This window comes from Variovorax sp. IB41 (assembly GCF_016405905.1).
Taxonomy (GTDB): domain Bacteria; phylum Pseudomonadota; class Gammaproteobacteria; order Burkholderiales; family Burkholderiaceae_C; genus Variovorax.
Genome location: NZ_JAEFCB010000008.1, coordinates 61860 through 82109 on the forward strand (window position 1 = coordinate 61860; position 20250 = coordinate 82109).

18 protein-coding genes are annotated in these 20250 nt (G+C 69.2%); 7 read left to right on the top strand and 11 right to left on the bottom strand.

Features of this window, described 5'->3' with window-relative positions:
* Window positions 1–72: 72 nt before the first annotated feature.
* On the top strand, window positions 73–585 hold the full coding sequence (locus tag JC881_RS16330) for a C40 family peptidase (RefSeq protein WP_198786755.1): 513 nt from the start codon (window positions 73–75) through the stop codon (window positions 583–585).
* Here the strand turns inward: JC881_RS16330 and kdsA are convergent.
* Window positions 582–1427, bottom strand: coding sequence for a 3-deoxy-8-phosphooctulonate synthase (gene kdsA, locus JC881_RS16335; RefSeq protein WP_198786756.1), 846 nt, complete (start codon window positions 1425–1427; stop codon window positions 582–584). The genes JC881_RS16330 and kdsA overlap by 4 nt on opposite strands.
* 188 nt (window positions 1428–1615) lie before the next feature.
* On the opposite strand from kdsA, the gene JC881_RS16340 reads away from it, so the two are divergent.
* From JC881_RS16340 to JC881_RS16355, 4 genes are all read left to right on the top strand, one after another.
* On the top strand, window positions 1616–3688 hold the full coding sequence (locus JC881_RS16340) for a carbon starvation CstA family protein (RefSeq protein WP_198786757.1): 2073 nt from the start codon (window positions 1616–1618) through the stop codon (window positions 3686–3688).
* 7 nt (window positions 3689–3695) lie between these two features.
* Complete coding sequence (locus JC881_RS16345; protein WP_013542989.1) at window positions 3696–3902, top strand: YbdD/YjiX family protein; 207 nt, start codon at window positions 3696–3698, stop codon at window positions 3900–3902.
* A 117-nt stretch (window positions 3903–4019) separates the two neighbouring features.
* The gene (locus tag JC881_RS16350; RefSeq protein WP_198786758.1) at window positions 4020–5291 is read left to right on the top strand and encodes a glutamate carboxypeptidase; all 1272 of its coding nucleotides are present in this window, start codon (window positions 4020–4022) and stop codon (window positions 5289–5291) included.
* A 120-nt stretch (window positions 5292–5411) separates the two neighbouring features.
* Entirely contained in the window at window positions 5412–5831 is a 420-nt protein-coding gene (locus JC881_RS16355; protein ID WP_198786759.1) for a sel1 repeat family protein, read from the top strand.
* Between the two features lie 18 nt (window positions 5832–5849).
* Here the strand turns inward: JC881_RS16355 and JC881_RS16360 are convergent, their stop codons facing one another.
* The 5 genes from JC881_RS16360 to JC881_RS16380 all read right to left on the bottom strand — a co-directional run bounded on the left by JC881_RS16360 (window position 5850) and on the right by JC881_RS16380 (window position 12267).
* Window positions 5850–7505: an ankyrin repeat domain-containing protein gene (locus tag JC881_RS16360; protein WP_198786760.1), complete on the bottom strand. Its 1656-nt coding sequence runs from the start codon at window positions 7503–7505 to the stop codon at window positions 5850–5852.
* Between the two features lie 177 nt (window positions 7506–7682).
* Window positions 7683–8891: a cystathionine beta-lyase gene (gene metC / locus JC881_RS16365; RefSeq protein WP_198786761.1), complete on the bottom strand. Its 1209-nt coding sequence runs from the start codon at window positions 8889–8891 to the stop codon at window positions 7683–7685.
* Window positions 8892–8944: 53 nt separating this feature from the next.
* A complete protein-coding gene (locus tag JC881_RS16370; protein WP_198786762.1) occupies window positions 8945–9964 on the bottom strand; it encodes a Bug family tripartite tricarboxylate transporter substrate binding protein in 1020 nt (339 codons plus the stop codon).
* A gap of 54 nt (window positions 9965–10018) precedes the next feature.
* Complete coding sequence (locus tag JC881_RS16375; protein ID WP_198786763.1) at window positions 10019–11593, bottom strand: rhodanese-like domain-containing protein; 1575 nt, start codon at window positions 11591–11593, stop codon at window positions 10019–10021.
* Between the two features lie 83 nt (window positions 11594–11676).
* Entirely contained in the window at window positions 11677–12267 is a 591-nt protein-coding gene (locus JC881_RS16380) for a cysteine dioxygenase family protein (protein ID WP_198786764.1), read from the bottom strand.
* A gap of 106 nt (window positions 12268–12373) precedes the next feature.
* Here JC881_RS16380 and JC881_RS16385 point away from each other — a divergent pair, with 106 nt between their 5' ends.
* The gene (locus JC881_RS16385; RefSeq protein WP_198786765.1) at window positions 12374–13252 is read left to right on the top strand and encodes a LysR substrate-binding domain-containing protein; all 879 of its coding nucleotides are present in this window, start codon (window positions 12374–12376) and stop codon (window positions 13250–13252) included.
* A 101-nt stretch (window positions 13253–13353) separates the two neighbouring features.
* A complete protein-coding gene (locus JC881_RS16390; RefSeq protein WP_233101836.1) occupies window positions 13354–15465 on the top strand; it encodes a TonB-dependent receptor in 2112 nt (703 codons plus the stop codon).
* 29 nt (window positions 15466–15494) lie between these two features.
* Here JC881_RS16390 and nikR read toward each other — a convergent pair whose 3' ends face one another.
* The 5 genes from nikR to JC881_RS16415 all read right to left on the bottom strand — a co-directional run bounded on the left by nikR (window position 15495) and on the right by JC881_RS16415 (window position 20209).
* Window positions 15495–15977 (bottom strand): nickel-responsive transcriptional regulator NikR, encoded by a 483-nt coding sequence (gene nikR / locus JC881_RS16395; protein WP_198786766.1) that lies wholly within the window; start codon window positions 15975–15977, stop codon window positions 15495–15497.
* A gap of 88 nt (window positions 15978–16065) precedes the next feature.
* Window positions 16066–17217, bottom strand: coding sequence for a HupE/UreJ family protein (locus JC881_RS16400; protein ID WP_198786767.1), 1152 nt, complete (start codon window positions 17215–17217; stop codon window positions 16066–16068).
* A gap of 10 nt (window positions 17218–17227) precedes the next feature.
* A complete protein-coding gene (locus JC881_RS16405; RefSeq protein WP_233101837.1) occupies window positions 17228–18397 on the bottom strand; it encodes a tetratricopeptide repeat protein in 1170 nt (389 codons plus the stop codon).
* A 23-nt stretch (window positions 18398–18420) separates the two neighbouring features.
* Window positions 18421–18714 carry a hypothetical protein gene (locus JC881_RS16410; RefSeq protein WP_198786769.1) on the bottom strand — a complete coding sequence of 98 codons (294 nt, stop codon included), beginning with the start codon at window positions 18712–18714 and terminating at the stop codon, window positions 18421–18423.
* Between the two features lie 10 nt (window positions 18715–18724).
* Window positions 18725–20209: a DUF4331 domain-containing protein gene (locus tag JC881_RS16415; protein ID WP_198786770.1), complete on the bottom strand. Its 1485-nt coding sequence runs from the start codon at window positions 20207–20209 to the stop codon at window positions 18725–18727.
* Window positions 20210–20250 lie beyond the last annotated feature (41 nt).

The following is a 20250-nucleotide window of genomic DNA, read 5'->3' on the forward strand; positions in this document are numbered from 1 at the left end:
GTCCCGAGCGTCGGACCGTATCCTGGCGAGCCGGTAAAGTCCGGTCACGTCCACAAGACCCGCCATCACCCCATGCCCGACACCACCGTGCCAACGCCACGCCCCCGCATGCCGCTGCACCGACTGCTCCCGATGGCCGTCTTCCTGCTGATGGTCGGTTGCGCGAGCCCACCCGCACCGCAGAGGCCATCCGTCTCCAACATCCCGCCGCTCACCACCGAGCAATCGAACAGCATCACGATCCACGCGCTGGGCCTTGTCGGCACGCCGTACCGCTACGGCGGCAACACGCCCGAGGGCGGCTTCGATTGCAGCGGGCTCATCGGCTATGTGTACCGCAGCAGCCTGGGCCAGGTGCCGCCGCGCACGGTGGCGCGCATGGCGTCGTTCGGGCGGCCGGTGGCGATGTCCGAGATTCGTTCGGGCGACCTGGTGCTCTTTGGCAATGCCTCGCCGTCGCATGCGGGCATCTACGTCGGCGACGGGCGCTTCGTGCATGCGCCGTCGACCGGCGGCGAGGTGCGGCTCGACCGGCTCGACGGCGTCTACTGGTCGCGCCAGCCGACGCAGGCGCGGCGGCCCTAGATATTCAGCACCGGGAACGACTTCACCAGATCGTCCAATGCCTTGAGCTGCGTGAGCAGCGGCTCCAGCTGCGCGAGCGGCAACGCGCTCGGACCGTCGCACCGGGCTTGCGCCGGGTCTGGATGCGCCTCGAGAAAAAGCCCGGCCAGGCCCACGGCCACGCCGGCGCGCGCCAGGTCCACCAGTTGCTCGCGCCGGCCACCCGACGCGGCGGCGCCCGCCTCGCGCTGCTGCAGCGCATGGGTCACGTCGAAGATGACGGGCAGGTCTTGCGTCACCTTCTTCATCACGCCGAAGCCCAGCATGTCGACCACCAGGTTGTCGTAGCCGAAGCACGTGCCCCGGTCGCACAGGATGATCTTCTCGTTGCCGGCTTCCTTGAATTTCTCGACGATGTTCAGCACCTGCGACGGGCTCAGGAACTGCGGCTTCTTGATGTTGATGACGCGGCCGGTCCTGGCGAGCGCCACCACCAGGTCGGTCTGCCGCGCCAGGAAGGCGGGCAGCTGCAACACGTCGACCACCTCGGCGACCGGGGCGGCCTGCCAGGGTTCGTGCACGTCCGTCAGCAGCGGCACGCCGAACTCGGTCTTGACCTCCTGGAGAATCTTCAGCCCCTCGTCCAGGCCCGGGCCGCGGTACGAATGAATCGACGAACGGTTGGCCTTGTCGAAGCTTCCCTTGAAGACATAGGGAATGCCCAGCTTGCCGGCAACACGCACGAATTCGGCCGCTGTGCGCAGGGCCAGGTCGCGTGACTCGAGCACGTTGACGCCGCCGAACAGCACGAAGGCGCCGTCGTTGCGAGCATGGATCTGGGGATGGATGGTGACGGTGGACATGGTGGGAGTTCTCCGGATACGTGGCGGCATTCTCACGGCCCGCGGGGGCGGGCGATCCGGTTTTTCCCAGGCGCCCCCTCGGGTTTTCCATTAAGCAAAGCCACGCAACCGCACCACGCGGTCTGACGGATGGCAACGGGCCGCAGTCACGCAAGACTCCTCGGGTTCAATACCGAGGAGACATCCGCATGCACAGCATCCGCCGCCACCTGGTGTGGCTGGTCGTGGCCGTGGTCGGCGCATTCGCGCTGGGCACCGTGGCCCTGACCCGTGGTGAAAGCGTCAACGCCCTGTGGGTGGTGGCCGCCGCGATCTGCACCTACCTGATCGCCTACCGCTACTACAGCCTGTTCATCGCCGAGAAGGTGCTGGGGCTGGACGGCAACCGCAAGACGCCCGCGCACCGCCACAACGACGGCCTGGACTACGTGCCGACCGACAAGAACGTGCTGTTCGGCCACCACTTCGCGGCCATCGCGGGCGCGGGGCCGCTGGTGGGCCCGGTGCTCGCGGCGCAGATGGGCTACCTGCCCGGCCTCTTGTGGATCCTGGCCGGCGTGGTGTTCGCGGGCGCGGTGCAGGACTTCATCATTCTCTTCATCTCCACGCGGCGCGACGGCCGGTCGCTGGGCGATCTCGTCAAGCAGGAGATGGGCGTGGTGCCCGGCATGATCGCGCTCTTCGGCACCTTCATGATCATGATCATCATCCTGGCGGTGCTGGCGCTGATCGTGGTGAAGGCGCTGGCCGAATCGCCGTGGGGCACGTTCACCGTGGCCGCGACGATTCCGGTGGCGCTCTTCATGGGCGTGTACCTGCGGTTCATCCGCCCGGGGCGCATCGGCGAGGTGTCGCTGATCGGCTTCGTGCTGCTCATGCTCGCCATCTTCGGCGGCCAGGCCGTGAGCCAGAGCCCCGAGTGGGCGCCGCTCTTCACCTTCGACGGCAAGGCGCTCACCTGGATGCTGGTGGGCTACGGCTTCATCGCCGCGAGCCTGCCGGTGTGGCTCCTGCTCGCGCCGCGCGACTACCTCTCGACCTTCTTGAAGATCGGCACGATCATCGCGCTGGCCATCGGCATCGTGTTCGTGATGCCGACGCTGCAGATGCCGGCCGTCACGCAGTTCGCGCAGGGCAACGGGCCGGTGTGGTCGGGCAGCCTGTTCCCGTTCCTCTTCATCACCATCGCGTGCGGCGCGGTGTCGGGCTTTCACGCGCTCATCTCCTCGGGCACCACGCCCAAGATGCTGGACAACGAGCGCCATGCGCGCTTCATCGGCTACGGCGGCATGCTGGCCGAATCGTTCGTCGCGGTGATGGCGCTGGTGGCCGCCTCGTGCATCGAGCCGGGCGTGTACTTCGCGATGAACAGCCCCGGCGCACTGGTCGGCACGACCGCGCAGCAGGTGGCCGCCACCGTGTCGGGCTGGGGCTTCGTCATCACGCCCGAGATGCTGTTGCAGACCGCCAAGGACGTGGGCGAGACCACCATCCTCGGCCGCGCAGGCGGCGCGCCGACGCTGGCCGTGGGCATGGCGCACATCCTGCACCAGGTGATCGGCGGGCAGGCCATGATGGCCTTCTGGTACCACTTCGCGATCCTGTTCGAGGCGCTCTTCATCCTCACCGCGGTGGACGCCGGCACGCGCGCCGGCCGTTTCATGCTGCAGGACCTCTTGGGCAGCTTCGTGCCCGCGCTCAAGCGCACCGATTCGCTGCCGGCCAACCTCGTGGCGACCGCGCTGTGCGTGGCGGCGTGGGGCTACTTTCTCTACCAGGGCGTGGTCGATCCGCTGGGCGGCATCAACACGCTGTGGCCGCTCTTCGGCATCTCCAACCAGATGCTCGCCGCAGTCGCGCTGCTGCTGGGCGTGGTGGTGCTGTTCCGCATGAAGCGCGAGCGCTATGCGTGGGTGGCCATCGCGCCGGCCGTGTGGCTGCTGGCCTGCACGCTCACGGCGGGCTGGCAGAAGATCTTCTCGGCGGACCCGAAGATCGGCTTCCTCTCGCATGCGGCCAAGTACACCGAGGGCCTGGCCAACGGCGTGCTCGTGGCACCCGCCAAGACGCCCGAGGCGATGTCGCGCATCGTCTTCAACGACCGGCTCGATGCGGCGCTGTGCGCGCTCTTCATGTTCGTGGTGCTGAGCGTGCTGGTCTACAGCATCAAGGCGTGTCTCGCGGCGCGTACGGCCAACCGGCCGACCACGCAGGAGACGCCGTTCGAGCCCGCCGGCGTCGCATCGGCCGCGGCGCACTGAGCACGCCATGGCCCTCGCATTGCCCGAAGCCGGGCGCTACTTCGCCCGCTCGCTCAAGCAGTCGCTGCGGCTGATGGTCGGCCTGCCCGACTACGACGCCTACCTGACCCACATGGCGGCCACGCACCCGGACCGTCCGCCGATGAGCTACGAGGCCTTCTTCCGCGAGCGGCTGGAGGCGCGGTATGGAGCAGGCAAGGGGCGTTGCTGCTAGGGGCCGGTCCGTACATCGTTCGCTTGACCCGCGCGGAACGCGGGTGATAGCCTGCTTCGCCTGCGAGGAGCAGGCTTTTTCTTGCGCTGGCCATCAGCGAACATCAGAACGGACCTCATGACTTTTCCCAAGCGCCCATCCCCCGTCAAGAACCCCGCGCCGCTGCGCGCCGCCTGCCAGGGCGTGCTGCTGGCCTGCGCACTGTTCGCCGCAGCCGGCAACGCCATGGCCCAGAAGCCGCACCAGGGCGCGCTGGACGCGGCCACGCAGCAGAAGGACGAGGCGCTGAAACTGCTGGAGCGCATGGTCAACATCGACTCCGGCTCGACCGTGACCGAAGGGCTGGCCAAGGTCCGCGAAATGGCCGTCGAGGAACTGCGCCAGCTCGGCGCGCGCATCGAGACCTTTCCGGCCGACCCGCACCCCGGCACCAACGTCGTCGCCACGCTGACGGGGCAGGGCAAGAAGAAGATCCTCATCCTCGCCCACATCGACACCGTGTTCAAGGACGGCACGGCCGCGGCCAAGCCCTTCTACATCAAGGACGGCCGCGCCTACGGCCCCGGCGTGATGGACAACAAGGGCGGCGTGGTCGCCGGGCTGCAGGCGCTGAAGGTGCTGCAGAAGATCGGCTTCAAGGACTACGGCCAGATCACCTTCCTCATCGACACGAACGAGGAGATGGGGTCGGTGGGCACCACCGCGCTCATCGAACGCGTGGCCAAGCAGCACGACGTGGCGCTCAACCTGGAGCCGGGCCGTCCGGCCGACGGCCTCGTGGTGGAGCGCAAGGGCTCGGCCACGGCGCTCGTCGAAGTGAAGGGCCTGGCCGCGCACGCGGGCGTCGCCCCCGAAACCGGCCGCAACGCCGCGATGGAAGTGGCGCACCAGGTGCTGCAGTTGTCCAAGACGGCGGACGCCGCGAAGAAGACCACGGTCAACTTCACGGTGCTCACGGCCAGCGGCGCGACCAACGTGATTCCCGCGAGCGCCAGCGCCAAGGGCGACGTGCGCGTGGCCACGCCCGACGAGTTCGACCGCGTCGAGAAGGACCTCATCCGCATCTCGCAGAACAAGCTGATCCCCGACACCGAGGTGCGCGTGCGCCTGGTGCGCGGCCTGCCGCCGATGCCGCGTTCCCCCGCGTCGGACAAGCTGGTCGCGATGGCCGAGGGCATCTACGCCGAGATCGGCAAGAAGCTCACCATCGAGAGCAGCGGCGGCGCGGCCGATGCGAGCCTGGTGGCGGGCGTGGGCGTGCCGGTGCTGGACGGCTTCGGCATCGTGGGCGGCGGCATCCACACGCCCGAGGAATACGCCGAGGTCGAGAGCGTGGTGCCGCGCGTGTACCTGCTCTCGCGCATGCTGATGGACCTGAGCGCGAACTGAGCGAGCATTGAAGCATTCAGCCTCAGGCGCCGCCTGAGGCCGCCTGCGTGAATTCCAGTTTTTCTTCCGGCGCGCGCAGGGGCACGATGCCTCCACATCAATGACCTGTGGAGAACGTCGATGCCATCCGAACTCAACCAGATCGCCAGCTGGTCGCTGCGCTGGCGTATCTTTCTCGCGGGCGCGCTGTGCCTGGCGGCTGCGCTCGCCGCGGCAGGGCCTTCCGATCGCGGCCTCGAGCTGCATGCGGCGCAGCGCTTCCAGCTCGCGCTCGAAGCCCAGACCGCGCGCGACTACCGCACGATGCTCGATCAGCTGCGCGAAGCGGCCACGCAGGGCGATGCCGAAGCACAGGAAATGCTCGGCATGGTGCTGCTCACCGGCCCCGTGCTCTACGGCCTGTCGGTGCGCGCGGACCGCTGCGAGGCGCGCCAGTGGATGCGCCAGGCCGCGATGCAGGGGAGCGAAACGGCCAAGGTGCAGCTGACGTTTCTCAACCGCCTGCGCCACTCGCCGGCGGGCGTGAGCGCTTGCGATTGAGATGACGCTCGTTGCGCTTCAAGCCGCCCTGGACGCGCCGAGCAGGTAGTCGGTCACCTCGTCGGAAAACCACTTGAGCCGCCCGCCGACGATCACGCCCTCCGAGCCGCCCGGGTCGGGCTGCGCGGCGGGCATGCCGTGCGCGACGAGCGCCTCGGCGCAGCCGACCCAGTCGCCGTCGTCGGTGGGCTGGTTGAGCGAGGCCCACGACAGCGAGCCGCTGGCGTTGTCGCCGAAGCCGTGCTGCTCGGTCCATGTCGCGCCGTGCGCGAGCAAGAAGCGCGCGAGCGCCGCATCGCCGCGGAACACCGCGTGGTTCAGCGCCGAGCCGTCCCAGTCGCCGCCGGTCGTGGCGACCGGCCAGCCGAGCTCGACCATGAGCTGAATGGCCGCACCGCAGCCCGGCTGCGCGGCCAGCTCGGGGAGCAGGCGCAGTTGCGCGGGAGACAGCGTGGCAATCACCTGAGGATGTTCCGTCTGGATGCGCCGTGCGGCAGGCTCGTCGCCGCGCGCGCATGCGGCGACGAACGCTTCGTCGGGCGGCAATGGCGCGTCGCCGCCGGTCCGCTGTGCGAGCAGTTGCGCCACCTCCGTCAGCCCGAAGCGCAGCGCGAGCGTGCGCGCATCGACGCCCTCGGGCGTGCGCACCGACGCATCGGCGCCCGCGTCCAGCAGCGCCTCGATGTGCGCGGCCGAACGCCGCCGCCGGATGGCCCACAGCAGCGGCCGTCCCCAGTCGCTCGTGGGCTCGCCGGGCGCGGCCTCGTTCGGATCGCCGCCGTGCGCGAGCAGCAGCTGCAGCGATTCGAGCTGGTCGAGATCGAGCACGCGGTAGAGCGCATTCGTGCCGCCGACGCGCGCGCCGGCCTTCAGCAGCAGGCGCGTGCAGGCGGGCTCTTCGAGCGAGTGGTAGAGCGATTCGCCGTCGTTCGGATCGGCGCCGGCGTCGAGCAGCAAGCGCGTGAGCTCCACATCGCGGTTCATCCCGGCCGCGCCGTACAGCGCGGACAGTTTGAATTCCTCGGATGGCGCACTGAGCGAAGCGGGCGGCCAGCGGCTGCCGATGGACTGGTTCGGATCGGCACCGGCATCGAGCAGCAGCTTCGCGCAGGCGCGCAGGCGCTCGCGAAAGGCCGGCAGTTGCATCAGGCTGGAGTACGCGACGGCATTGAGCGGCGGGAGCATGAGCGGACCGCCCGCGCGACGGACCCATTCGGGGTCGCGCGCAATCGCCCGTCGCAGCACGTCCTCATTGCCGATGGCGCACGCGAGGTGCGGGTCGTCGCCCAGGTGGCCGGGGCTTTCTTCGAGCAGGCGCGCAGCCACCGCGGGCCTCGCGAGGTTGTTGCCGCCAGAGATTTCGCCCGCATACGCGGCGCGCGACCAGAGCAGCACCGCGCGCGCCGGATCGTTCGCCTGCGCGATGCGTGCGAGCACGAAGCCCTGCAGATCGACCCACGACACGAAGCCGTATTCGCGCGCAAGGCACGACTGCGCGTCGTGCAGGCGCAGGCCGAGCGCGGCGATGGCCGCATCGTCCTTGCGGGCGGCGGCAGGCAGTGCGTCGCGGAATCGGGAGAGGGCGGCGGGATCGCCGCTGCGGTAGGCGGCAAGCAACGCTTTGGCTTGCTTCTTGAGATGCCCGAGATCGGGCCGTGCGGGAATGCGTTTCACATGAACCTCCGTGCATGAAGCGCCGACGACCCGCAAATCCGGCTGCACAAAGGAGCTGGTTGGTAGCGCCGCGCAAGCGTGCGGCAGCATGCGAAAGCAAGTGGGTTCAACCCTTCCCGCGGGCCCGGGCGCGGCTTGCACCGCGGGGGCGATGGTAGGCCATGAGGCGCCGGAGGGTCAACGCGAGGCGGCCATCGCCGCGAATCCTTGCGCAAGATCGCGCTGCAGATCGGCCGGCGCTTCCAGGCCGATGTGCAGGCGCACGACCGCGCCGCGCGCGGTCCAGTCGGTCACGCTGCGCGCGGCGCGCATGTTGGTCCAGGCCACGAGGCTTTCATAGCCGCCCCACGACGAGCCGCGGCCGAAGAGCGCGAGCGCATCGACGAAGCGCTCGACCGCCGCGTTCTCAATGCCCGGCTTGAGCTCGAACGAAAGGAGCCCGTTGATGCCGTTGCAATCGCGCTTCCAGAGGTCGTGGCCCGGGTGCTGCGGCAGCGCGGGGCAGAACACCGTCGCCACCTCGGGCCGCGCCTGGAGCCAATGCGCCACTTCGAGCGCGTGCCGCTCGTGCATTTGCAGCCGCGCCGAGAGCGTGCGCATGCCGCGCAGCACCAGCCACGCATCGTCGGGGCTCACGGTCATGCCGAAGGCGTCGCAACGCTCGTTGAGCGGCTGCCACGCCTCGCGCGTGGTGGCGACGGTGCCCATCATCACGTCGGAGTGGCCCGAGAGGTACTTGGTGGCGGCCATGGTGGAGATGTCCGCGCCGAGCGCGAGCGGGCGGTACTGCACGCCCGAACCCCAGGTGTTGTCGGCCGCGAGCAGCGCGCCGCGTGCATGCGCGAGCTCAGCGAGCCTGGGCAGGTCGCACATCTCGTAGACCAGCGAGCCGGGGCACTCGGCGTAGACCAAGCGTGTGGTGGGCTCGAAGAGGTCTTCGATGCCGCTGCCGTCCGCCGCGAAGAAGCTGCTGCGGATGCCGTAGGGTTCGAGAAACGAATGCACGAGGTTGCGCGTGGGCTCGTACACGCTGTCGGACATCAGCACATGGTCGCCCGGCTTCAGGTACGACAGCAGCACCATGCCGATGGCCGCAAGGCCCGTCGGAAAGAGCCGCGTGCGGTAGGCGCCTTCGAGTTCGCTCACCGCGTCTTCGAGCGCGAAGGTGGTGGGCGTGCCGCGCGCGCCGTAGCTGAAGGCGCGCTCGTCGTCGCGGCGCGCGCGGGTGTCGCGCATCGCGGCCACGCTGTCGAACAGCACGGTGCTGGCGCGCACCAGCGGCGTGTTGACGGGCGTGCCACCGAAATAGGCAGGCGATTTGCCGGTGCGCGTGAGCCGCGTGTCGAGCGCCTGTGCAGCGGGGTCTTCTTTGTGCGAGTCGGACATGGTGGTGTTCTGTCGAGCGTGGGCCAGGCCTCTATGGTGCGCTAACCGATGAATCAATCCGCCTTCGCGCCGGAGAGTTTGACGATGCGGGACCACCGGTCGATGTCTTGCTTGAGCTGCGCGGCGAAGGCTTCGGACGAGTTGGCCACCACTTCGCTGCCGCCGTCGTTCACCAGCTTGGTCACCTCGGGCAGGCGCAGCGTGCGCACGATGGCTTCGTTCAGATAGGCCACGCGCTCGGGCGGCGTGCCAGCCGGCGCGAAGAAGCCGTACCAGTCTTCGAAGCGCGCGCCCGCGTAGCCCAGTTCCTCGAGCGTCGGCGACTTGGCGAACACGCCGATGCGGCGCGGGCTGGTCACCGCGAGCACGCGCAGCTTGCCGTTCTGCACGAGGCCCGCGACCGAGGCGGTCGATGTGACGAGCACATCGACTTGTCCGCCGAGCAGGTCGGTGAGCGCGGGGCCGGCGCCCTTGTAGGGCACGTGGGTCATGTCGATGCCGTTGTCCTTGGCGAGCACCACGCCCACCAGGTGCGAGAGCGTGCCGTTGCCCGGCGTCGCATAGGTCACCTTGCCGGGCGCGGCCTTGGCCTTGGTGGCGAGATCGGCAAAGCTCTTGAGCGCCGAGTTGGCATCGACCACCAGCGCGAGCGGCGCGGCGTTGATCTGCGTGATCGGGATGAAGTTCTTGATGGGGTCGAAGCCGGCCGAAGCGTAGAGCGTGGGGTTCACCGCCATGATCGACACCTGCGAGGTGAGCACGGTGTAGCCGTCGGGCCTGGAGTCGGCCACCGTCTTGGCGCCGATGTTGCCGCCCGCGCCGCCGCGGTTGTCGACGACCGCCGCCTGGCCCATGATTTCCGGCAGTCGCGTGGTGACCAGCCGCGCCGTCGCGTCGTTGCCGCCGCCGGGCGGGAAGGGCGAGATGAACTTCACCGTCTGCGAGGGAAAGCCGTTGCGCGCGGGCAGCGGGTCGGCCGATGCGGGCTGCAGGGCCAGCGCCGCGAGCCATGTGGCGGCAATGGAAAGGCGGGCAAGGCGGGCACAACGTGAGACGCGAAAAGCAGACGACATGGCAGGACTCCTGGGGATAGGAACGGACAACGACGAGCGGAAGGAAAGCAGTGGCTAGGTGTGCGATGCGGCGGGGGGCAGCCTGAAAGCCGCGCGCTCCTGCGCATCGAGCTGCGCGACGAGGCCGGTCTCCCACGCGAGGTAGCGGCGCGCGGCCTCCTTGTTGCCGTCGTGCCGGTCGTGCACGAAGAACAGGTAGTCGATGCAGTCGGCATCGGCGGGCAGCACGGGCGTCGCCTCGATGGGCAGCCCGGCGGCGCGCCATGCGGCCATGCCACCTTCGAGCAGCAGCGCAGCGTGGTCCGCGAGTTCGGACGCGGCGGCCCATGCGGCCAGTGCGGCATCGTCGGCGACCAGCACGATCTGGCGCGTCTCGCCCTTCATGTCGGCGGCCAGGCGCGGACGGATCGACCAGCGGGCCTGCGGGATGTGGCCGGCGCGGAACTGCATGCTGCCGCGCAGATCGACCAGCGCGACATCGCCTTGCGCAAGGCGGGCGGACAGCGCCTGTGCATCGATGGTCTTCAATGCGGGCGCGTTCGGCGCGGCGGCAGGGGCCAGCGACAGCCCACTCGCCAGCCCACCTTCGAGCACGCTCGCGTCGTGCCCCATCTGCCGCAGCCAGCTCGCGATGGTCGGTGCGCGCACGCCGTCGTTGTCGAGCAGCACGAGCCGCGCACCGCGCACGCCGAAGTACTGGTCGCCGGCCTGCATCAGCTGGCCGCCGGGCGTGTGCTGCGCGCCGGGGAGGCTACCGGCCGCGAACTCCTCGGGCGTGCGCACGTCGCAGAGGAAGAGGGTGCGGCCAGTTTCCGCGGCCCATTGCTGCACGGTGCTCGCGGACACCGTGGGCACGTCGAAGCGCTCGGCGAGCGCCTTGGCCGCGGGCCGCAGATCGGTGTTGCCGCTGTCGGCCGCATAGCGCTGCGTGCCGCCGTGCCCGAGCGTGTGGTCGTTCAGGTACCAGCCCTGCGTGCCGTTCTCCAGCGCATAGACGGGGTTGGGCAGCCCGAGGTTGATGAGCGTCTGCGCGCCGATGATGCTGCGCGTGCGCCCCGCGCAGTTGATGACGATCGGCGTGGTCGTGTCGGGCACGAGGCGCCGCACGCGGTAGGCCAGCTCACCGTTGGGGCAGCAGGTCGCGCCCGGGATGTTCATCTTGTGGAACTCGCTCACGGGGCGGCCATCGAGCACCACGACCTTGTCCTTGCGCGCGAGCATCTCGGCCAGCTGGTCGGCGCTGACGCGAGGCGTGTGGTACGTCTCCTCGGCCAGTTCGCCGAAGGTCTTGGAGGGCAGGTTGACGCCCGCGAAGAGCACGTAGCCCGCGGCCTTCCACGCGGGTGCGCCGCCTTGCAGCACGTGCACGTCGGTGTAGCCCAACCCAGCGAGTTGCCCGGCCGCGCGCAGGGCCACCCCGGATTCACCATCGTCATACGCGACCACGCGCACGCCGCGGCGCGGCACGAGGCGCGGTGTATCGACTTCGAGCCGGCTGAAGGGCAGAGGGATGCCGTAGAACAGGTGCGCCTCGCCGTACTGGCCGTGCTCGCGCACGTCGAGCAGCGCGATCTCGTTGCCGTCGTGCAGCCAGGATTTGAGGGTCTTCGGGTCGATGTGGGAAGTCATGAATGCAAGTCGTTGGGACGAACGCGGTCCTGCAAGGCGCGCGCCTCGCATGAAGAAGATGGATCGGAGAAGGTGGTGGAGGTCTAGCGGCGCGTCTGCACGCCGATGCCCATGGTCTGGTACGTGCCTGCAGCCAGGTCGTAGGCGGTGCGCGCGTTCAGCGTCTCGAGCGCGCGGCCGTACATGTGCAGGTGGCGAATGACCTGCTCGCCCTGGATCTCGACCGAATGGATGTCTTCAGGCATCAGCGCGATGCCCTTGCCAGGTGCGACGACAACCAGCTCGGTCTCTTTCAGCTTGCCGACGCCCGGCACGGCACCATCGTCGGTGCGCGCATACACGCGGTTGTGCTCGGTGCCTTCGACGGCCGCGATGCAGGCCCAGGTCGTGTGGTTGTGCGGCACGATCTTCTTGCCCGGACGCATCACGTTCAGGTAGAGCGCGTAGCTCTGGTCGGGGTCTTCGGCGATCAGGTAGCGGGCCTGGTGCTCGCCGGCTTCGGGCGGCGGAAAGTCGGCGGCGCCCCAGTACTCGGCGTGGGCGGCCAGGCCCTGCAGCGATTCGAGCACCGCATCGAGCTTTTCGCGGGTCGGTTCAGCGCCGCCGATGGCTTTCTTCATTTCGCCGATCGATGCCTCGACCGCCTGGCGGCGTTGCTCGGATGGGGTGCTCATGCGGTTTCTCCAGTGGGGTTGCCTAATTCGTGTGCATTCACTGTAGTGACGGCGGCGTGACGCCACAATCCAAGCGGCGCAAGAAACACATCAATAAAATTAATGTATGCCCACGCTCGATCTTGAACTGCTGCGCTCGTTCGCGGCCGTCGTCAGCCACCACAGCTTTGCGGCGGCGGCCGTGCACCTCGCACGCACGCAGTCGGCCATCACGCAGCAGATGCAGCGGCTCGAAGAGCAGATCGGCCATCCGCTCTTCGTCAAGCAGGGCCGCCAGAAGCGGCTGACCGAGCATGGCGAGCGGCTGCTGAGCTATGCGCACCACATGCTCGCGCTCAACGACGAGGCGCTGCGCAGCCTGCGGCAAGGCCAGCTCGAAGGCAACCTGCGCATCGGCGCGCCGCACGACGTGGCCGAGACGATGCTGCCGCTGTTGCTGACCGAGGTGGCGCGCACGTCGCCCCTGTTGCAGCTGGACATCCATATCGGCCGCAGCCCTTACCTGATGACATCGCTCAAGAGCGGCGAGGTCGACATGATCATCTCCAACCGCGCCGATCCGCAGTCGCAGTTCGAGGGCGTGGTGCTGCGCAATTCGCCCACCGTGTGGCTGTGCGCCGCGGGCTATGTGCACGACCCGACGAAGCCGGTGCCGCTCATCATGGCGGACGGGCCGAGCATCTTTCGCCGCATCGGGCACGAGGCGCTCGATGCGGCGGGCGTGGCATGGACGCCGCGCTACACCTCGTCGAGCCTGATCGGCATCAAGGCGGCGCTGCGGGCAGGGCTCGGCGTGACGGCGCGCGGCGTGGAGCAGCTCGACGCGGGCCTGCGCGTGCTGGGCGCGGGTGACGGCATGCCGCGGCTGCCCGATCTCGCGTACTACCTGTACGTGCGCAGCCATGTGGTGAACCCGGTCACGCGGCAGGTGTTCGAGACGCTGAAGAAACACCTGCGATTGCCGCGGACCGACATGCCGGCCTGAGTGGCTTGAGGCGTTTGCGGCAGCGCCGAATCCGCCGGCACCTTCTTCGCGTAATCGATGGGCGTGCGAAAGATCCCATCGGCTTCGAGACAAAGGTGTTCATGAAATTTCCCTCTGGCCTGGGTTCGCAGCCCTGGATGCCTGGTGCGCTGCCTGGCACGCTGTTTTGTGCGCTGCTCGGCAGCGCCGCAGCGTCCGCCCAGCAGACCCACCTGCCTGCCATCGAAGTCGTCGGTCCGCGCGATGCCGTCGTAGGCACAGCCGACAGCGCCAGCGAGGGCGCGGTGGAGCGCGAGTCGTTCCAGACCCGCCCCAAGCTGCGCCCCGGCGACATCGTCGAGGCGGTGCCCGGCGTGGTCGCCACGCAGCACTCGGGCGACGGCAAGGCCAACCAGTACTTCCTGCGCGGCTTCAACCTGGACCACGGCACCGATTTCGCCGTCACCGTCGACGGCATGCCGGTGAACATGCCCACGCACGGACACGGCCAGGGCTATGCCGACCTGAACTTCCTCATTCCCGAGCTCGTCTCGGGCGTGCGCTACCGCAAGGGGCCGTACTTCGCCGAGGGCGGCGACTTCTCGCTCGCGGGCAGCGCATCGCTGGACTACTTCAGCGTGCTGGACGCGCCCTTTGCCGAAGTCACGCTCGGCGCCCGCAACTTCAAGCGCCTGCTGGCCGCGGGCTCGCACACCCGCGAGGACCAGACCTGGCTGGGCGCCATCGAGATCGAGGGCAACGACGGCCCCTGGGACGTGCCCGAGAACCTGCGCAAGGTGAGCGCCGTGGCGCGCTACTCGCAGGGCTCGCCCACGCGCGGCTTCAGCCTCACCGGCATGGCCTACAAGAGCCGCTGGACCGCAACCGACCAGGTGCCCGGGCGCCTGATCGACAGCGGCGAGCTCTCGCGCTTCGGCTCGCTCAACCCCACCGACGGCGGCAGCACCCAGCGCGTGAGCCTGTCGGGCAAGTGGTTCGACAAGGGGCCGGAGGGCGAGACGACGGTGAGCGCCTACGCCATCGACTACCGCTTCGACCTGTTCTCCGACTTCACCTATTTCCTGAACAACCCGGTCAACGGCGACCAGTTCGAGCAGACCGACCGCCGGCGCATCTTCGGCGCGCAGGCGGCCCGCACGATGCCCACGAAGTTCGGCGGCCTGGACGGCGTGCTGAGCTTCGGTGCGAGCTGGCGCGGCGACCGGATCTCGGAGGTGGGCCTCTACGACACGCAGGCCCGCGAGCGGCTCGCCACGGTGCGCAGCGACAAGGTTTCGCAGGACCTTGTCTCCGTGTACGGCCAGCAGCTGGTGTATTTCACCGAGCGCCTGCGCGGCTACGCGGGCGTGCGCGGCGACATGCTGCGCTACCGCGTCGACGGGCGCGAGCCCACCTATGGCGCGGTCAACAGCGGCAAGGGGCATGACGCGATCGCCAGCCCCAAGGCGGGCCTAGCCTTCGCGCTGACGCCGCAGCACGAGCTCTACCTGAACGCGGGCGTGGGCTTTCACAGCAACGACGTGCGCGGCGCGACCATCGCGATCGATCCCGCGAGCGGCACTGCCGCCGACCGGGTGCCGGCCCTGGTCAAGGGGCGGGGCGCGGAGGTGGGCTGGCGCTTCCAGCCCGACGAGAACTTCACCGCGACGGTGGCGCTGTGGCAACTGAGGCTGGACTCCGAGCTCGTGTATGTCGGCGACGCCGGCACCACCGAACCCGGGCGCGCGAGCAGCCGCCGCGGCCTGGAGGCGACGCTGCGCTGGAAGCTTGGCCGCGCCTGGCGCATGGAGCTGGACGGCGCGGTGTCGCGCGCGCGTTTCAGGGGGCTCGCGCCCGAGGGCGAAGGCAACTACATCGACAACGCGGTCGAGAAGGTGCTGGCCGCGGGCGTCACTTACACCGAAGGCCCGCTCACGGCGTCGCTGCGGCTGCGCTACCTGGGGCCGCGCGCGCTGGACACCACCAACAGCATTCGCTCACGTTCGGCCACGCTCGTGAACTTCGGCGCGCGCTATGCCGTCAACAAGCATCTGACGCTGGGGCTCGATGTGTTCAACCTGGCTGGCAAGAAGGGCAACGACATCGAGTACGCCTATGCGTCGTGCACGGCGGGCGAAGTGGTGACGGGCGCTTGCAACGGCGGCGTTGACGACCGGCATGTGCATCCGATGGAGCCGCGCACCGCGCGTGTCAGCGCACGCTGGACGTTCTGAGCGCCGCGCGGTCCGCGTCAGTTCATCGGTCAGTTCATCGGCGTGAGGTGCGAATGCGGATGGGACAGTGCGTGCGCGTGGGCGTGCGGCGTCGCGTCGTCCGTCAGCGCCACGACATTCGCGTGACCGTGGCGAACGCCGCGCAGAGAGATCAGCTGGTCCACCACGCCTTGCACGGCGGCCACCGGCCCGCGCAGCACCACGCACTCCATGCAGCTGCCGTGGTCCAGCGGCGTCTGGTGGCAGGCGACGGCCATGCCATGGTGCGCATGGCGCAGCGCCAGGAGCCGCGAGGCCAGCGCGAGCTCGCGCGTGTCGTACACGTAGCTGACGTTCGCGATGCACGACGACACGGCGGCATCGAACTGCATGCCCCGCAAGCCCGCGCGGCCCAGCCCGTAGCGGATCAGGTCGCGCACGGCTTCGGAGCGGCTCGTGTAGCGCTTCTGTGCAATGAGCATCTCGAACTGCCGTGCGAGTTGCGCGTCGAGGGAAATGGTGAAGCGGTTCATCGGCGGTATGCCTGCAGGTACGCGAGCTGCCACCCGCCGGATTCAGCGCGCCTGTCTTCCCTTTCCTTCTCTTCTCTTCTTTCTTTTCTCAGGAGAACGGCAGCACCTTCACGTCGAGCACCCGTTCGCACAGCCACACCGTGGCCAGCGCCACCGCAGCCATCGAGCCGCCGTGCAAGACCAGCGGCGGATACCGCCGCCAGTTGCGCAAGGCCAGCAGCACCGCGAGCGCCACGGCCACCACCGCCAGCTGGCCGGCCTCCACCCCCAGGTTGAACTGGAGCAGCGCGAGCACGAACTGGCGCGTCGGCAGTTCGAGTTCGCCCAGGGCGCCCGCGAAGCCGAAGCCGTGGATCAGGCCGAAGAGAAAGCTGAAGAGCTTGCGGCGCCCGCGCAGCACCGGCCAGATGTTGTCCAGCGCCGCCACGATGATGGTGACCGCGATCGCGGGCTCGATGATGCGCGGCGAAATCGTCACGATCTTCAGCCCCGCGAGCGCCAGCGTGATCGAGTGCGCGATGGTGAACATCGTCACGATGCCCAGCATCGGCCACGCCGCGTCCTTCCATGCAAGCACCGGCGTCCAGCCGCCGCCCTGGCGTTTCAGCACGGCGGGCAGCAGGAGGCAGATCAGGAACAGGATGTGGTCGTAGCCGATCAGGATGTGGTGGATGCCGTCGGCGAAGAAGCTGGCGGGCGCCGCGGCCTCTTGCGCACCGGCCCACGCGATGGAGACGGGGCCGGCCGACGGGTCCAGCGAGCGAAGCAGCGGCGTGGCGGCGCCCCTGGTCTCGGCGCGCAGCAGGCCGCGGTGCGTCGGGTCCACGTCCTGGAAGAGGCGGTAGTCGATGGACAGCGCATCGGCCGCGCCGCAGGGTGCGCGCATCTGCAGCACGAGGTAGGCGCCATCGATGCGGTTCTCGATGGCGGGCGCCTGGGTTTCGGCGGGCACGCACTGGCCACCCTGAAGCCGCAGCCGCCCCAGCGCGTAGGCCTTGATGTCGCCCAGGCGTGTGCGCACCTCGCCCCAGGAAAGTTTCTGGTCGGCGTTGGCGTCCAGGTCCAGCACCGCATCGAGGTCGCGCAGCGCGATGTCCCAGCGCAGGTCGATGCGGTCGCCATCGCGCGAGAGTTGCAGGTAGGCGTCGCTGGCCTTGTGGGCGTGCGCCGGAAGCACGAGCAAGGCGAGCATCCAGAAGAACAGCGAGGTCAGCAGGGAGCGGCAGGTGCGCGAGGTCATGGCGTGGCGTTCAAAGCAGCGCGTCGACGCGCGCATCGCGCAGGCCGATCTGCTGCACCAGGGCCTTGACTTCGGCGCGCGCCGGTTCGTCTTTCGCCGCGACGGCCGCGCGTGCGAACAGCAGCAGGTCGATGGGCTCGCGCTGCAGCTTCACGTTGAGCCTGGCGAGGTCGAGCGCGCGCCTTGCATCGCCTTCGACGTCGAGCGCGAACATCGCTTCCTCGCGCGCATGGACCGCGGTGGTGCCGGGCCGCTCGGCGGCCGCGCCGAAGCGGGCCTTGAGTTCGTCCGCGTCCGCGCGCGCGCCCTCGAGACCGCGCGCGGCGATGGCCACGCGCAGCAGCACCGCATCGCTGCGCGCTTCCGTGTCGAGCAGCGCGGGAATTTCCTTCGGCCGGCCGGCGCGCTGCAGGTAGTCGCTGTACGCGAGCAGCAGATAACCCGAGCGCTCGGCCTGCAGGGCGCGGCGATAGGTGGCGTCGGCCTCGGCAGGGCGGCCGGCGAGCTCCTCGATTTCGGCGAGGCTGGTGAGCAGCCACTGGCGCGTGCCGGCCTGCTCGCGGGCCTGGAGCTGCGGGTCGTCCAGCAGCTTCTTCAAGGTGCCTCGTGCCTCGTCGTGGTTGCCTCGCAAGCCGGCGTTTTCCGCCATGCACGCGAGCGCGTAGAGGGCCGGCCCGACCCGGCCGAGCGCGCGGCAGGCCGCATCCGATTCGCTGTAGCGGCCGCGCACGCGGTAGATGGTGGCCAGCGTGATCCAGGCCTGTGCGTTGGACGGTTGCCGGGTGAGCGCGGTCTTCAGCATCGCCTCCGCGCCGTCGAAGTCGTGCAGGAACTGTGCGATGGTGGCGCGCATCACCAGCACGGCCGGTGGCGTCTCGTTGGACGGCATGGCGGCCCAGTGGGCGAGGGCGCCCATGGCATGGCCGGCGTAGCGCGCGTCGCCCTGCGATCTCGCGAGTTCGAGGTAGCGGGCGGCGGCGGCGATGGCCACGGTCGCGTCGGTCGGCCGCTGCTGAAGCTCGCGGCGCAGCGTGCGCGCCTCGCGCGACCATCCGGCGACCGAGGGCAGCGATTCGACGACCTCGTGGTCGTCGGTGGGAACGCGGGGCGCGGCGCCGACCGAGGTCGTCGCCGCGGCCATCCAGAGGGCCGCGGCGCACGCCTGCAGTGCGTACCGCATGGGCAGGCGCCGACGCATCGCCATCACTCGGTGGAGACGGGGTCCTTGGTTTCCGAGGTCGGCGGCGGATCGAACATCGCGACGTCCGCGGCCTCGGCCATGTCGAGCCCGCCGCCGGTCACCAGCGCCTTGACGTAGGCAATGAAGGTGTCGTACGCATCCGCTTGGGGCGGTGGCATCGTCGGCGGCTGGCCCCCGCCGGCGGGCGGGAAGGGATAGAAGCTGAAACCCCCGCCGCCGCCACCACCACCGCAGCCCGCGAGGGTTGCGGCGACCAGGAGCGGGCCGGCGACGCGATAGAACTTGTTCTTCGTCATGGCGTTCTCTTTATTGAGCGCCTGGCAGCGGCGTGTTCAGGTAGGGGAAGGTTTCCGGGAACTGCGCCGCGCTCTGCATCGCGCCGTCGGTGATCGGCGCCGAGCCCGCGGGCGCGTCGGACGGCTTGCAGCCGACCTTGAGCGTGTCGGTGGCGCCGGTGGCCACGCACAGCACGCCCATGGCCACGCGCAGTTCCGCATCGACCACGTCGTCGCCCGGGCGGCGGCCGTTCGGGAAGCCGGCCAGGTCGTTGCCCAGCACGCCCAGGTTGTTCTGGCCGGCCTTGGGTGTCGGCGCGGTGCCGGTGTTCAGGCGCAGCATTTCCGAGGCGGTCACGTTCGCGGGCTTGTTGACGCCTTCCACGCCGGTCAGGAACGCGGCCACGAGGTCGGTGCGCGGGAAGTTCGTCGGTGCCGGCGCGCCAGGGAACAGCGTCTGCACGAGCGCGGGCAGCGTCGGGTTGGTCACGTAGTCGGCGAACTGGCCGTCGTCCTTCGGCCTGGAGCTGTTGAAGCGGTCCTTGTCCTTCAGGCCGATGACGACCTCGTTGACCAGCGGCATGCCCAGGCGCGAGACCTGCGCCCATGCGCCGCCGGCCAGCGTGGTGGTGCCGTGGCCGCGCTTGGGCGGGCTGGCGACGAGCTGGCCCTGGCGCACGCTCGCGGTGGTCCAGCCGCCGATGATCGGCTTGCCGGCCGTGGTGACGCAGGCGATGGGCACCTCCAGCGCCATGGTGGTGACGTTCTTGCCCGCGAGCGCATCGGGGTTGCCGTTCGGCGCACCGAGCGGGTTCAGGTTGATCAGGTCGAAGACCTGGCCCAGCGCCACGCTGAACGGGTCCTTGCGCTGCCCGACGAACACGCGCCCCGGTGCCGCGCAGCCCGGGATGTTGACGTTGTAGAGGTGCTGGGCCGCATAGGCGGCGTAGCCCGTGGGGCCGCCGAAGGTCTTGTCGCCGATGTTGTCGGTGGGCTTGTCGAATTCCTTGACGCCGCCGGCCGCGGTGATGGCCTCGCTCACCCCGGAGCGGCGATCGCCGCGCACGATGTTCAGCGTGAAGGTCTCGCGCAGATTGCTGGTGGCCTGGTTCGGGCCCGTGATGCCGCCGGCCTGCACCAGCGGAATGGAGACCTGCTTGCCGGCGATCGGCAGCTGGATGTCGCGCAGCGTGTTCTTGAAGCGGAACTGGAAGGTGATGTTCTCGACCGCATCGCCGTCGGTGTCCAGGTGGATCTCGTAGAGCGCGTTCGGGTCCATCGCGAAGTAGTTCGGGCCGCCGTACGGGCTCTGGTCGGGCTGGTAGTTCGCGATGAGGGTGACGTAGTCCTGGCGGCCGGTCTCGTAGCTGCGGAACATGTAGAAATCGGTGGCGTCCACCTTCGGCGTGCCGGCAATCGAGGGCGCCTCGCGGTGACTGGAGGCAAAAGCGCCGGATGCCGTCAGCGTGCAGGCCGCGAGAACGCAGGCGTGCAAGGGAATTCGAACGAAATTCATGGCTGTCACCCTCGGTAGGAGTCGGTTATGGAAGAGGTCCA